The organism is Bradyrhizobium sp. CCGB01 (genome assembly GCF_024199795.1).
In the GTDB taxonomy this organism is placed as follows: Bacteria; Pseudomonadota; Alphaproteobacteria; order Rhizobiales; family Xanthobacteraceae; genus Bradyrhizobium.
In genome coordinates, this window is sequence record NZ_JANADK010000001.1 from 5187042 (window position 1) to 5200214 (window position 13173).

A 13173-nucleotide genomic window follows, 5' to 3' on the forward strand; every position below is an offset into this window, starting at 1 on the left:
GCACAGCTGCGCGTGTCGACGATCCCTATCTGCTGAAAGCTTTTCAATGGGCACTTCTGCCAACGTGGACGGCCGCGCGCCGATCCACATCTTCGCCTCGTCCAGATCATGGATCGAAGGCAACGCAACACTTCAACTGGAACACGTCGCTGGGCTCCCTGGAGTCCGGGCGGTCGCTGCCATGCCTGATCTGCATCCGGGCAAATATGGCCCGGTCGGCTGCGCCATTCTATCGGAACGGATTCATCCGCAACTGGTCGGCTCCGACATCGGCTGCGGCATGGGCCTGTTCGAGCTCGGCGTGGCCGCGCGCAAGCTCCGGCTCGATCACCTGGCCGAGCGGATGCACGACCTCGACCAGCCCTGGGATGGCGACGCCAAGAGCGCCGCTGCCAACGATGGACTGGATGCCACCACTTTTGATGCCGCGCTCGGCAGCATCGGAGGCGGCAACCATTTCTGCGAGATTCAGGCCATCGACGATATCCTTGCACCGGATGCGGCGGCACGAGCCGGCCTCGAGCGGAGCCTCGCTTACGTGCTGGTCCATTCCGGATCCCGGGGCCTTGGCTTCTCGATTCTGGAGCGGGCTCTCCGCGACGGATACGATAGCCTGACCATCGAGAGCGACGAAGGACATGCTTACCTCGCGGCACACGATCACGCCGTGCGATGGGCCAAACTCAATCGTCGCATCATCGCGGAACGGGCGGGCATCGCAGCCCGCGCTGATCTGCGTCCCGTTGGCGACCTCGCGCACAACATGGTCGAATGTCGGCCCAGTGCCGCGGGCGAAGTCATGGCGCTGCATCGCAAGGGGGCTGCAGCCGCCGATCGCGGACTCGTGCCAGTGCCGGGATCGCGCGGTACGCTGTCCTATCTGGTCGAGCCTCTCGCGGACATGCCAGCCGAGGCGCTTGCATCGCTCGCGCACGGAGCGGGTCGCAAATACGATCGTGCATCCATGCACGGTCGTGTCCGGGTCAAGAAGTCCGATATCGCAAGGCTGGAACGCAATCCGTTCGGCGGCATCGTCGTCTGCGGGGATCGCGGCCTGCTCGCGGAGGAAGCGCCGGACGCCTACAAGAGTATCGAGCGCGTCATCGGCGACCTCGTGGAGTTCGGCCTGGTGCGCGTGGTGGCAACCTTCCGGCCACTGCTGACATTCAAGAAGGCGCAGTCCAGTGTCCCGGCGAGCGGCAAGCGCGACAAGGGCTGGAAGGAGGATCGCCGATGATCCGCCTTCTGTTCACCAGCGGACGCGGTCCGGCGGAATGCCGGATCGCGGTGGCGAACGCGGTTGCGGCTCTCGTCAGCGAAGCGACCGCACTCGGCTTCGATACCGACCATCTTGAAGGCCCCAATCCCGACAAGCACGGTCCCGCATCGGCGCTCGTTGTCGTTCATGGCGACGGTGCGGCCGCCTTTGCGCGGCCGTGGATCGGTGCGATCCAATGGACGGTGCAAAGCCCGCTCAGGCCGCATCACAAGCGCAAGAACTGGTTCATCGGCGTTTTCGAGCTTCCCGCGCTGCCCGACGCGCCGAAGGCCATCAGCACTCAGGACGTTCGCTTTGAGGCTTTCCGTGCCGGCGGCCCGGGCGGCCAGCACCAGAACAAGACCGAAAGCGCGGTGCGGGCCGTCCACGTCCCAAGCGGGCTTGCGGTCGTCGCGCGCGAAGAACGTTCGCAACATCGGAACAAGGCGCTGGCACTAGACCGGCTGGCGGCTTTGCTCAGGCTGCAAGGCGAGCTGGCCGCGATCGCCGCCCGCAACGAAGCGCACGCGGCGCACGATCAGCTCGAGCGCGGTCGGCCGGTCAAGCGGTTCAAGGGCGCCGCGTTTCGAGCCGCATAGCATGGTCGCGCCTGGACCGGCAGCACACTCCGCCGGTCCAGGCAGGCCCCATCATGGCCGGGCCGAAATAAAGCCGTGGACGTCCAGCACAAAACTGGCCATCACGGCAGTGAACGGTTCTGGATTCCTCGAATGCGCCCCAGCCTGCTCAATCCGCTGTTTGCTCCCGTGACCAGCCTGCCCGGCGTCGGTCCGAAGCAGGACAAGCTGCTGCAGTACCTGCTCAGCCGCAATGAGACGCCGCGCCTGGTTGACCTGCTGTTGCATTTGCCGAGCCAGATCATCGACCGCCGCGCGCGGCCAAAGATCCGCGACGCGGTCCAGGGAACCATGGTGACGCTGGAAGTCACCGTCGATCGCCATCGCCCGCCCCCGCCGCGCAACGCCCGCGCGCCGTATCTGGTCTATGCCAGCGACGACACCGGCGATGTCGTGCTGACCTTCTTCCGCGCCAAACCCGGCTATGTCGAAAAACTGCTGCCGATGGGCGAGAAGCGCTACGTCTCGGGCACGCTCCAGATGTATGACGGCATCCCGCAGATCGTGCATCCCGATCGCGTGCTCGACGAGGAGGCGATCGCAAAACTCTCCGGCATCGACCCGGTCTATCCGCTGACAGAGGGCCTCGCGCTCGGCTCGCTGCGACGCGCGATCGCGCAGGCGCTTCTGAAGCTGCCGGCGCTGCCCGAATGGATCAGCCCGGAGGTGCTGCGCCGTTGTAGCTTTCCTCCGATCGCGGAAGCCCTTAATCGTGTGCACCAGCCGGTCGAGCTCACGGACATCCTGCCCGAAAAGCCGTTCTGGTCGCGCCTCGCCTTCGACGAACTCTTGGCCGGTCAGCTCGCACTCGCCCTGATCCGCGCGCAACTGCGCCGCCCGGCTGGCGTCCGCAACGCTGGCGATGGGCATCTCCGGAACAAGATCATCGACGCACTGCCCTATGCCCTCACGTCGTCGCAGCGCGACGCGGCCGCAGCGATCGCCAACGATCTGCAGCAACCCGTGCGCATGCTGCGCCTCCTTCAGGGCGATGTCGGCTCGGGCAAGACCGTGGTGGCGCTGCTGGCTGCCGCCGCCGTCACGGAGGTCGGCAAGCAGGCCGCATTGATGGCGCCGACGGAAATCCTGGCGCGGCAGCACATCAAGACCATCGCCCCGCTCGCGGAGCGCGCCGGCATGCGGGTCGCGATCCTCACCGGGCGGGAAAAGGGCAAGGAGCGGCGCGAACTGTTGGCGCAACTCGAATCCGGCGAGATCAATCTCCTCGTCGGCACCCATGCGCTGATCCAGGACGACGTGATCTTCAACGATCTCGCCCTCGCCGTCGTCGACGAGCAGCATCGTTTCGGCGTGCGCGAACGCCTCGCGCTGACCTCGAAGGGCGATGCCGTCGACGTGCTGGTGCTGAGCGCGACGCCGATCCCGCGCACGCTGGTGCTGACCTATTTCGGCGACATGGACATCTCCGAGCTGCGCGAGAAGCCCGCCGGCCGCCAGCCGATCGAGACCCGCACGATATCGATGAGCCGCCTCGACGAGGTCACGGAGAGCATCGGCCGCGCGCTCCAGTCGGGCAAGCTGGTCTACTGGATCTGCCCGCTGGTCGAGGAATCCGAGGCGGAGGGCACCGAGCACCTGACCAATGCCACCAAACGCTTCGAGAGCCTGCAAAAGCGTTTCGGCGACCGCGTCGGCCTGGTCCACGGCCAGATGAAGGGCACCGAGAAGGACCGCGTGATGGGCCAGTTCGCCGCCCACGAGATCGGCCTCCTGGTTGCCACCACCGTGGTCGAGGTCGGCGTCGACGTGCCCGCCGCGACCATCATGGTGATCGAGAATGCCGAACGTTTCGGACTGGCCCAATTGCACCAGCTGCGCGGCCGCATCGGGCGCGGCTCGGAAGCCTCGACCTGCCTCCTGCTGTACTCGGAGCCGCTCGGCGAAATGTCGAAGGCACGGCTGAAGGTGATCCGCGAGACCACCGACGGTTTTCGCATCGCCGAGGAGGACCTGAAGCTGCGCGGCGAAGGCGACGTGCTGGGCGTGCGCCAGAGCGGCCTGCCCGGCTACCGAATCGCGCGCTCGGAGGTGCACGGCCAGCTCATCACCCAGGCCCGCGACGAAGCGTTGCGCATCCTGAAGGATGATCCGAGACTTAAGGGTGAACGCGGCGAGGCATTGCGGTGCCTGCTGTATCTGTATGAGCGGGACGAGGCGATTCCGCTGATCGGGGCAGGCTAGCCCCCTGCTCTTCGCCGCCCGACTTCGTAAGCCGCCACATGCGCGCGAGCCAGATCCAGCAGCGGCGTGTCGAGATCAAGTGCACGGGCCCGGTTGGCCATATCGCCAAGAATATGTTCAGCCTCGGTGATCGAGCCGCGCTCGATGTCCCGCAGCATCGAGGCTTTGAGCGGCGAATCCATGGTCGTGAAGAGCTTCCGGTCGAACTCGATGAACGGCGCCCGTGGTTCGAAACCGGACGCCGCCGCGATGGCGCAGCACTCCGCGAACAAGCGGAAGATCGCCTCCTCGCCTTTCGGGACAGACAGGATGTCTCCGATGCTTGCGCGCATCAGGCAAGTGATGCCGGCGAGCGTGCTGAGCTGCACGAACTTCTCCCACATGTCCTGCATGATCGCTTCGCTGGCGCGCACGTCGATGCCGGGGACCTGGAGCAGCGTCTCCAGCGCGAGCGCACGCTCGCTCAACGATCCCTCGAGCTCGCCGAAGACAATGGTCTGATTGGCCATGAACTGAACGACACGACCATCCGCATCGAGCCCGGCGCTGACGTTCGCGAGCCCGCCGAGGACGCGCGCGGCGCCGAACCGCGCGGTCAGAGCGTCGATATGTTTCAATCCGTTGAGGATCGGCAGAATCATCGTGTTGGCGCCAACGGCCGGGGCAAACTGGCTCATGGCGTCGTCGAGCGAATAGGATTTCACGCCGACGAGCACGACGTCGAACGGGGCCTTGAGATCGTTCGCGAGGATCATTTTCGGCTGCACGGCAAAGTCGCCATGCGGGCTGACGACCTGCAATCCATTCCGCCGCAATTGTTCCGCTCGCCCGGACCGCACCAGAAAGGTCACGTCGCGGCCGGCTCGGACCAGGCAAGCTCCGTAATAACCTCCAAGCGCTCCCGCGCCGATGACGAGCACTCTCATTCGAACTCCCGCGTAAAGTCACATGTCACGGCTTTGCGCATTCAGCCACTGCCCCCCTGGCAGGGCAAGCGGATTTCGCTTCAGCCCCGAACGATCGTCGATCACTCGTCTTGGTTAGTCCTCGACCAAGAGCGCAATCTTTCTTCGAGGCTGATTTCATGGAATCCTCGGCCCATGCGCCGGATCATCGTTGTGGGCTCCCAGGGAAGCGGAAAGACAAGTCTCTCCCGAAATCTCGGGCGGAAGCTCGGGCTGCCAGTGGTGCATCTCGACGTGCTCTATTGGCGGCCGGGCTGGAAGCCTTCCGACAAGCCGGGCTTTCGGGCACGCGTCGCCGATGCGATCGCCGGCGACGAATGGGTTGTCGACGGCAGCTTCTCGGGGCTGGCCTTCGATCTCACGCTCGCGCGCGCGGACACGCTGGTCGTCATCGACCGCCCACGCTGGGTGTGCCAGTGGCGCATTCTGTTGCGTTCAGCTTTCGATCGCAACAAAGTCCGGCCCGATCTGCCCGAGGGGTGTCCGGAACAGTTCGACTGGAAGCTGATGAAGGAAGCGTGGCGCTACGACACCGAGCGCGTCCCTGTCATCGAGGCCGAGCGCATCCAGTTTGGCGCTGATGTCCCGGTCGTGCGCCTCAGACGCGACCGTGACATAGAGGGTTTTCTGGAGTCGGTTTCAGTGCACGGCGAATGATCCATTGCCGTGACTTCAGACGGGCAAGCTAGGCCTTCTTCTGCGCGATACGCGCGGCGAACGCCTTCATCAGTTCCGCATCCACCGCCTCGCCATTCGCGTCCGCAGCGAGGTGCTCGAACCAGCGCGCAAAGCCTTCGTAGATCTGGCTGGCGGGATGATCGGCCCCGAGGAAGCCTGAGATCTCCCGCATCTCCGCGACCCAGCGATAGGCCTTCGGGATCATGTCCGGCAGCGCGACTTCGAGCCGGGCCAGAACCGCGGGCTGGCTGAGCGCGAGTTCGTCACGCAGCGCATCGGCCGCGCCCGCTTTCGTCGCCGCGACCACCATGGCCGAGCCGATGCCAGCCAGGCCCTTGACGATGCCGGCATAGGACATCTTCAGCGCGGAGGCCGCGCCCACGGGGCCCTCGACAATCCGCACGTCGAGCCCGAGATCCTTCAGCACCGCGAGGTCCTTGGCGTGCTCGCCGGAGAGGTAGAAGGCCGGGCTCTTGCTGCCGGGCTGCGGCGGGAACCCGATGATGCCGCCGTCGACGAACGGCGCCTGCGCCGAGCCGATGATCTCCTCGATTCTTTGCACGGTATCGACATTGACCGCGTTGCAGTCGACGACGACCGGCTTCTTCGCGCGCCTGACGATCAGCGCCGCCAGCCGCTCGGCCAGCGCGACCGCTTCGCCCGGCGGCACGATCGAAAGGATGATGTCGGCCCCGGCGATCTCGTCATCCTCGGCGCCGACCATGCCGGCGTCAGCCGCGCGCTTGCGCGTGGCCTCGCTGCGCCCTTGCAACGACGTCAGCACGCGTGCGCCGTTCTCGCCCAGGCGGCGGGCCACGGCACTGCCCATGGCGCCGGGCGCAAGGATCGCAATCGTCTTTGGCGTCGTCTTGGTCATCGTGCACTCCAGATCGAATTCCAAGCGAGGCGCTCAGATCAGCCGGAGAATAGCAGAGGATGCGAATGCCCGCGTGACCGACGGCCATCCCGCAGCGGAATGGCCCTACTCCACCTTCGCAGGCTGGGGCTGGAGCGCAGACGCGTTGGCGATGCGCGCAGCATTCGCCATGCCCGCGAGCGCCGCAGCCTTCTTCGGGTCGGGCGCCGAGCCCGGCTGCACCACGCCGGCCGACATGATCAGCGTCGCGGCATCCTCGGCGGTGAGATCGACCTCGATGATCTTGCTCTTCGGCACGTAGAAGAAGAAGCCGGTGGTCGGGTTGGGCGAGCACGGCAGGAACACCGAGACATGCTCCTCCTGCCCGGGCAGGCTGCGCGAAATGTCCTCGTTCGGCGATTGCGAGATCAGCACGATCGACCACATGCCCGGCGACGGAAACTCGACCAGGCCGACTTTCCGGAAGCTCGAGCCCTTGCCCGAGAACAGCGTCTCGAACACCTGCTTCAGGCCGCGGTAGATGGCGCGCACCGCCGGAATGCGGCCGAGGAAGGTCTCGCCGACGTCGACCAGCGTCCGGCCGATCAGATTGGCCGCGAGGAAGCCGACCAGCGTCAGCGTGAAAAATGCGACAATCAGTCCCCAGCCGGGAATGACGTAGGGCAGATAGGTCTCGGGCCGGTAGGCGAGCGGCACGAACGGCCGCACCACGCCATCGACCCAGGTGACGAACCACCAGACCAGATACAGCGTGATCGCAATCGGCCCCGTCACGACGAGGCCGGTGAGGAAATAGTTGCGGAAGCGGCCCATCAGGCCGGTATGCGGCTCCGGCACGGGATCAAGGGGCGCAGGCGCGTCGTCACGGGGGGTCATTCGGGTTCCAGGTCGGTCGCAGCACACAAGCTAGGGTCTTCTAGCAGGTTTTGGAAGACCACGAAGCGACCGACCGATATCCCTTCTGCCTATTCCACGGTCACCGACTTGGCGAGATTGCGCGGCTGGTCGACGTCGGTGCCCATTACGACAGCCGTATGATAGGCGAGCAGCTGCACGGGGACGGCATAAACCATCGGCGTGAACGCCGCCGCCATGTCGGGCATGACGATGGTGACGAGGGATTCGACGGTCGCCTCTTCCGCGCCCTTGGCATCGGTCATCAGGATGATGTTGCCGCCGCGGGCGGCGACCTCCTGCATGTTGGAGACGGTCTTTTCGAACACGCGGTCGTAGGGCGCGATGACGACGACCGGCATGGTCTCGTCGATCAGCGCGATCGGCCCGTGCTTCAGCTCGCCGGCGGCATAGCCCTCGGCGTGGATGTAGGAGATCTCCTTCAGCTTCAGCGCGCCTTCGAGCGCGAGCGGGAAGCTGGTGCCGCGGCCGAGATAGAGCACGTCGCTCGACTTGGCAATTCTGTGCGCAAGCTTCTCGATCTGCAGCTCGGTGGTGAGCGCATCCGCCATCAGGCGCGGGATCTCGACAAGGCCATGGACCAGCTTGGTCTCGTCCTCGTCGGACAGTTCGCCGCGGGCCTTTCCGGCCGCGATCGCAAGGTTTGCCAGCACCATGAGCTGGCAGGTGAAGGCTTTGGTCGAGGCAACGCCGATCTCGGGGCCGGCCAGCGTCTGCAGCACCGTCTCGCTCTCGCGCGCGATCGTCGAGGTCGGCACGTTGACGACGGCGACCGTGTGCACGCCCTCGGCCTTGGCATAGCGCAGCGCCGCCAGTGTGTCGGCAGTCTCGCCCGATTGCGAGATGAAGATGGCGAGATCGCCCTTGCGCAGCGGTGCCTCGCGGTAGCGGAATTCGGAGGCGACATCGACCTCGACAGGCACGCGCGCAAAACGCTCGAACCAGTATTTGGCGACAAAGCCGGCGTAGCTCGCGGTGCCGCAAGCCGTGATGTTGATGCGCTGGATGCTCTTGAAGTCGAACGGCAGCTTGACCGGCAGCGAGACGCGCTCGGCCGCCATGTCGACATAGCGCGCCAGCGTGTGGCCGACCACTTCGGGCTGCTCGTGGATCTCCTTCGCCATGAAGTGGCGGTAATTGGCCTTGTCGACCAGCGAGGTCGAGGCCGCGTGCTTGATCTTGTCGCGCTGGGCGGCATGGCCGTCCTTGTCGAAGATCGTGGCGCTCTTGCGCGTCAGCACGACCCAGTCGCCGTCTTCGAGATAGCTGATCGTGTCAGTGAACGGGCCGAGCGCGATGGCGTCGGAGCCGAGATACATCTCGCCGTCGCCATATCCGATCGCGAGCGGCGGGCCGTTGCGCGCGCCGATCATGAGGTCGTCGTCACCGGCGAAGATGAAGCCGAGCGCGAAGGCGCCGCGCAGCCGCGCCAGCGTCAGCTTCACCGCCTCGACCGGCTTGCTGCCGCGTGTCAGCAGATCGTCCACGAGATGCAGCACGATCTCGGTGTCGGTCTCGGTGTGGAACACCGTGCCCTTCTTCTCGAGCTCCTCGCGCAGCTCGCGGAAATTCTCGATGATGCCGTTGTGGACCACGGCAACGCGTTCGGTCGCGTGCGGATGGGCATTGTTGACGGTCGGCTTGCCGTGGGTGGCCCAGCGGGTATGGCCGATGCCGGTCGTGCCTTTGAGCGGCTCGGCCTCGAGACGCTTCTCCAGATTCTTCAGCTTGCCCTCGGCGCGGCGGCGCTCGAGATGCTTGCCTTCGAGCGTGGCGACCCCCGCGGAGTCGTAGCCGCGATATTCAAGACGTTTGAGCGAATCCACCAATTGCTCTGCAACCGGCGCGCGCCCGAGAATGCCGACAATCCCGCACATGCGGATCAATATCCCCCAAATCGTCGAAAAATCGCTTAAACGACGCGCTCGGTTTCTAGCCAAGTTCCTAAGGAACCAGATACTCAATAATTATTGCTGATTGAGACAGCGCCGGTTCGATTCCGGTTTCGACTGCGTCGAATTGGCCGGCGTTAAACCGCGCGAATTAACTTGTTGTCAACAAGTTTGACCAACGATTCCCGGCCAGGAGAGTAAGGCCATGAAGAGCTCGTCCGGCCGCAAAGGTCTGTCATCGATGTCTGTGCACGCCAGCGAGACCACGGGCACGCACCTTGCGCATTGGCCGCCGCCCCAGCGTGGCAAGGAAAGCAAGCCCGTCTTCGTCAAGCACACTCCCGGAGAGCCTGCGAAACGCGCCAAGCCGCGCGGCTGGCGCCTGACGCGCGCGATCTTCTCGGAATTCTCCGACGACGAATAGCGGAAGCCTCACCACCCCCGCGCCACGGCAAACACCAGGAAAGCGACAAGCACCCAGAACGCCAGCCCGATGACGAGGCACACAATCTCGGGCGGATTGTCCTCGTACGGTTCCCGCAGCAGCGACCGCCCTATCCCCGTGACGAATGTCTCGATCAGAAAACTGACCAGATCGCGAATAAAGCGAGAGGACACGGCAGCTGGCGCTCACGTCTCCGTCTTCTTTTCCAACTTCTTGCCGCCCGTCTTCAGCTCGCGATAGCGCGCCGCGCCGCCTTCCCTGATGGTCTGCTGGTTGCGCTCCAGCGCCATCGCATCGTCAGGCACGTCCTTGGTGATGACCGAGCCGGAGCCGATATAGGCGCCGTTGCCGATTTTCACCGGGGCGACCAGCGATGAGTTGGTGCCGACGAAGGCGCCCTGCCCGATCACCGTCTTGTGCTTCTTGAAGCCGTCGTAGTTGCAGGTGATGGTGCCGGCGCCGATGTTGGAATTGGCACCGACGGTGGCATCGCCAATGTAGGAGAGATGGTTGACCTTGACGCCGGCCTCCAGCGTCGCGGCCTTGGTTTCCACGAAATTGCCGATGCGCGCGCCGTCGCCGAGCGAGGTGCCGGGGCGCAGTCGCGCATAGGGGCCAATCGAGACGTTCCTGCCGAGCGTGGTCTGCACGATGTGCGAGAAGGAATGGATCACCGTGCCGTCGGCGATCGACACGCCCGGACCGATCACCACGAACGGCTCGATGGTGACGTCCTTGCCGAACACGGTGTCGGCGGACAGATAAACGGTCTCGGGCGCAATCAGCGTGACGCCGGCTTCCATCGCCGCTTTCCGCAAGCGCGCCTGCATCACGCTTTCGGCCTCGGCGAGCTGCGCCTTGGTGTTGATGCCGCGCACCTCGTCCTCGCTGGTCTCGATCACGACAGACTCCCATCCCTGTTCACGGACAATGCCGACCGCGTCGGTCAGATAATATTCGCCCTTCGAATTCGCATTGCCGATCTTGTCGAGGATCTCGAGCGCGCGGCGCCCGTCGATCGCCATCAAGCCGGCATTGCACAGATCGATCTTGCGCTCTTCTGCGCTGGCATCGGCCTGCTCGCGGATCGCGACCAGGCGGCCGCCCTCGACGATGAAGCGGCCATAGCCGCTGGGATCGGCGGCGCGAAAGCCGAGCCCGGCGATTGCTGCGCCCTTCGCGAGCGGGGCGCGCAGCCGCGCGAAGGTCTCGGCCGAGATCAGCGGCGTGTCGCCGAAGGCAATCAGCAGATCGTCCGCGCCCCGCGCAATCGCCTCGCGCGCCGCCAGCACCGCATGCGCGGTGCCGAGCCGCTCTGTCTGCACGAAGGTGAGCGCATCGGGACGGATGCGCTTCGCCTCGTCCGCGACAGCTTGATGGTCGGGGCCGATCACGACGGCGAGCGCGGTGCCAGTTCCCTTCGGTGCGGCAGCAAGCACATGCGCGAGCAGGCTCTGGCTCGCGACCGGGTGCAGCACTTTCGGCAGGCTCGATCGCATGCGCGTGCCTTCGCCGGCGGCGAGCACGATCGTGAGGCTGGAACGGGCGGTCATCGAAATCCTGTCAAATACGGCCGAATCAATGGGCGGCGGCAGGCCGATGCCGTCACGAGCTGCCGCCTTGCTACCCCCGCGAACGCCCGGAATTCAAGTGCGACGGGGTTTTCCTGTTAATGTTCCTTGATTGATTCGGGGAAGCTGTTCGGGGCTGGGCACTTAACGTTCATGGCAAAGGATTCCGACCCACTGGCGGATGCCTTCGGGGCCAAGGAGACCGGCGGGCTGTTCTCCGGACTTTTGGCCGAAGAAAGCGCTGTCGACCGCCGCTTGATGTGGCGGCTGGGCTCGTGGGGCGTGGCCGCCGTCGGCGCCGTCGTGCTGGCTGTGATGGCCAATCAGGCCCAGCTCGGCTGGCACCGCGACCAGATTGCGTCGGCCGATCTATCGCGCCAGGCCGACCGGCTCCAGACGCTGACCAAGGAGAGCCAGAACGAGGCCCGCCGCCTCGCCTCCGCCATCGAGACGCTGAACACCGATCGCGACCGGCTCTATTCGCGTGTCACCGTGCTCGAGCAAGGGATGGATTCGGTCACCGGCGCCATCGCCAGGCAGAGCGCGAAGCCGCAGGACACGCCGGCACCTGACGCGCAGCCCACGCCGCCCAGCGTCGCACCCGTCGCCTCGACGCCGGCTTCCTCCAATGACAAGTCGCGCGCGGCAGCCGCGAAGGAACAGGCGAAGGAGCCTGCAAAAGACGCGCTGAAGGAGGCCGCAAAGGAGCAGTTGCTCCCGCCGCCGCAGACCTCTGCCGCGGCCTCGCTGGTGTCGCAGTCGCCGCTCACGACGTCTGCACTGCCCATGCTTCCGCTGGTGCCGTCGAAGTCGATCATGGCGCCACCTGATGCCGCCGCGTCGAAACTGGTGCAGCCCGAGACAACCGAGAAGGCCGCCGAGAAGAAGCCCGAACAGGCGCCCGTCCCGACCGAGATCGCCGCGGCGCCAGCCAAGCCCGAGGCAACCGAAAGCGAGTCACCCGCGATCGCGGTTCAGCAGACGCGCTTTGCGATCGACCTCGGCGGCGCCAACTCGATCGACGGCCTGCGCGCGCTGTGGCGCGGCCTGACCAAGTCCAATCCGGAGATCGCCGCCCTGCGCCCGATCATCATGATCAAGGAAGGCAGTACCGGCCTCGGCATGCAGCTGCGCCTCGGCGCCGGCCCATTGATCAACGCAGCCGCCGCTGCAAAACTCTGCGCAGGCCTCGCCGAGAACGACCACCGTTGCGAGACGACCGTGTTCGACGGCCAGCGCCTGTCGATGCGCGGTGGCCAAGAGAAGGGTCAAGAGAAGAGTCAGGACAAGGCGCAGGACAAGGGACAAGACAAGTCGCAGGACAGGGTTCAGGAGAAGAACTCCGAGAAGAACCAGGACGCCGTACCGCAAGCCGAGGCCGCACCTGCTCCCGCACCGACCGCCAAGCCCGAGAAGCGTCGCCGCAGCTACTCCACAAAGCGCTCGTCAAAGCGCGAGGAGCCTCCGCCTGCTCCCGCGGCACAGCAGCCAGCCGCACCGGCCAAGCCGGAGGCGGCGTCGGCGGGATCGACGCTGTCGTCGTTCTTCAGGCGGTAGGCACGAATACGAGCTGGATCATGACCCGCGGATCTTCGTTGCGCGACCGCTGGGCTCACTGCGGCCTCTGATCGACGTGGGACGTTTACGGCCGTCGGGCAATCGCCGAACGGCGCACGCGATCAGAAATATCCACCTCGCCTGTTGCCCCTCCGCGCCATCCCGACCATATTGC

At 65.5% G+C, this 13173-nt stretch carries 12 protein-coding genes; 6 read left to right on the forward strand and 6 right to left on the reverse strand.

What is annotated here, in order from left to right:
* Nucleotides 1-64: 64 nt before the first annotated feature.
* The 3 genes from NLM25_RS23895 to recG all read left to right on the forward strand — a co-directional run bounded on the left by NLM25_RS23895 (nt 65) and on the right by recG (nt 4098).
* The gene (locus NLM25_RS23895; RefSeq protein ID WP_254138619.1) at nt 65-1237 is read left to right on the forward strand and encodes an RNA ligase RtcB family protein; all 1173 of its coding nucleotides are present in this window, start codon (nt 65-67) and stop codon (nt 1235-1237) included.
* A complete protein-coding gene (prfH, locus tag NLM25_RS23900) occupies nt 1234-1857 on the forward strand; it encodes a peptide chain release factor H (RefSeq protein ID WP_254138620.1) in 624 nt (207 codons plus the stop codon). The genes NLM25_RS23895 and prfH overlap by 4 nt, the downstream gene beginning before the upstream one ends.
* 132 nt (nt 1858-1989) lie before the next feature.
* The gene (gene recG / locus NLM25_RS23905; RefSeq protein ID WP_254138621.1) at nt 1990-4098 is read left to right on the forward strand and encodes an ATP-dependent DNA helicase RecG; all 2109 of its coding nucleotides are present in this window, start codon (nt 1990-1992) and stop codon (nt 4096-4098) included.
* Here recG and panE read toward each other — a convergent pair.
* Entirely contained in the window at nt 4095-5024 is a 930-nt protein-coding gene (gene panE, locus NLM25_RS23910; protein ID WP_254138622.1) for a 2-dehydropantoate 2-reductase, read from the reverse strand. The genes recG and panE overlap by 4 nt on opposite strands.
* A 174-nt stretch (nt 5025-5198) precedes the next feature.
* Between panE and NLM25_RS23915 the strand changes: the two genes are divergently transcribed.
* Entirely contained in the window at nt 5199-5720 is a 522-nt protein-coding gene (locus NLM25_RS23915; RefSeq protein WP_254138623.1) for an AAA family ATPase, read from the forward strand.
* A gap of 28 nt (nt 5721-5748) precedes the next feature.
* On the opposite strand, the gene NLM25_RS23920 is transcribed toward NLM25_RS23915, so the two are convergent.
* From NLM25_RS23920 to glmS, 3 genes are all read right to left on the reverse strand, one after another.
* The gene (locus NLM25_RS23920; RefSeq protein ID WP_254138624.1) at nt 5749-6618 is read right to left on the reverse strand and encodes an NAD(P)-dependent oxidoreductase; all 870 of its coding nucleotides are present in this window, start codon (nt 6616-6618) and stop codon (nt 5749-5751) included.
* Between the two features lie 105 nt (nt 6619-6723).
* Nucleotides 6724-7494 (reverse strand): DUF502 domain-containing protein, encoded by a 771-nt coding sequence (locus NLM25_RS23925; RefSeq protein ID WP_254119609.1) that lies wholly within the window; start codon nt 7492-7494, stop codon nt 6724-6726.
* A gap of 89 nt (nt 7495-7583) precedes the next feature.
* Nucleotides 7584-9410 carry a glutamine--fructose-6-phosphate transaminase (isomerizing) gene (gene glmS / locus NLM25_RS23930; RefSeq protein ID WP_254119611.1) on the reverse strand — a complete coding sequence of 609 codons (1827 nt, stop codon included), beginning with the start codon at nt 9408-9410 and terminating at the stop codon, nt 7584-7586.
* Nucleotides 9411-9630: 220 nt separating this feature from the next.
* Here glmS and NLM25_RS23935 point away from each other — a divergent pair, with 220 nt between their 5' ends.
* Nucleotides 9631-9849: a hypothetical protein gene (locus NLM25_RS23935; protein WP_254119613.1), complete on the forward strand. Its 219-nt coding sequence runs from the start codon at nt 9631-9633 to the stop codon at nt 9847-9849.
* An 8-nt stretch (nt 9850-9857) separates the two neighbouring features.
* On the opposite strand, the gene NLM25_RS23940 is transcribed toward NLM25_RS23935, so the two are convergent.
* Both NLM25_RS23940 and glmU read right to left on the reverse strand, forming a co-directional pair.
* Nucleotides 9858-10043 (reverse strand): hypothetical protein, encoded by a 186-nt coding sequence (locus NLM25_RS23940; protein WP_254119615.1) that lies wholly within the window; start codon nt 10041-10043, stop codon nt 9858-9860.
* A 12-nt stretch (nt 10044-10055) separates the two neighbouring features.
* The gene (gene glmU, locus NLM25_RS23945) at nt 10056-11423 is read right to left on the reverse strand and encodes a bifunctional UDP-N-acetylglucosamine diphosphorylase/glucosamine-1-phosphate N-acetyltransferase GlmU (protein ID WP_254119617.1); all 1368 of its coding nucleotides are present in this window, start codon (nt 11421-11423) and stop codon (nt 10056-10058) included.
* Nucleotides 11424-11594: 171 nt separating this feature from the next.
* On the opposite strand from glmU, the gene NLM25_RS23950 reads away from it, so the two are divergent.
* The gene (locus NLM25_RS23950) at nt 11595-12998 is read left to right on the forward strand and encodes a hypothetical protein (protein WP_254138625.1); all 1404 of its coding nucleotides are present in this window, start codon (nt 11595-11597) and stop codon (nt 12996-12998) included.
* Nucleotides 12999-13173: the final 175 nt, after the last annotated feature.

Bases quoted from the DNA above. Each gene is read 5' to 3' on its own strand.
- prfH (WP_254138620.1), top strand. From the start codon at position 1,234: ATGATCCGCCTTCTGTTCACCAGCGGACGCGGTCCGGCGGAATGCCGG.
- recG (WP_254138621.1), top strand. From the start codon at position 1,990: ATGCGCCCCAGCCTGCTCAATCCGCTGTTTGCTCCCGTGACCAGCCTG.
- panE (WP_254138622.1), bottom strand. From the start codon at position 5,024: ATGAGAGTGCTCGTCATCGGCGCGGGAGCGCTTGGAGGTTATTACGGA.
- NLM25_RS23915 (WP_254138623.1), top strand. From the start codon at position 5,199: ATGCGCCGGATCATCGTTGTGGGCTCCCAGGGAAGCGGAAAGACAAGT.
- NLM25_RS23920 (WP_254138624.1), bottom strand. From the start codon at position 6,618: ATGACCAAGACGACGCCAAAGACGATTGCGATCCTTGCGCCCGGCGCC.
- NLM25_RS23925 (WP_254119609.1), bottom strand. From the start codon at position 7,494: ATGACCCCCCGTGACGACGCGCCTGCGCCCCTTGATCCCGTGCCGGAG.
- glmS (WP_254119611.1), bottom strand. From the start codon at position 9,410: ATGTGCGGGATTGTCGGCATTCTCGGGCGCGCGCCGGTTGCAGAGCAA.
- NLM25_RS23935 (WP_254119613.1), top strand. From the start codon at position 9,631: ATGAAGAGCTCGTCCGGCCGCAAAGGTCTGTCATCGATGTCTGTGCAC.
- glmU (WP_254119617.1), bottom strand. From the start codon at position 11,423: ATGACCGCCCGTTCCAGCCTCACGATCGTGCTCGCCGCCGGCGAAGGC.
- NLM25_RS23950 (WP_254138625.1), top strand. From the start codon at position 11,595: ATGGCAAAGGATTCCGACCCACTGGCGGATGCCTTCGGGGCCAAGGAG.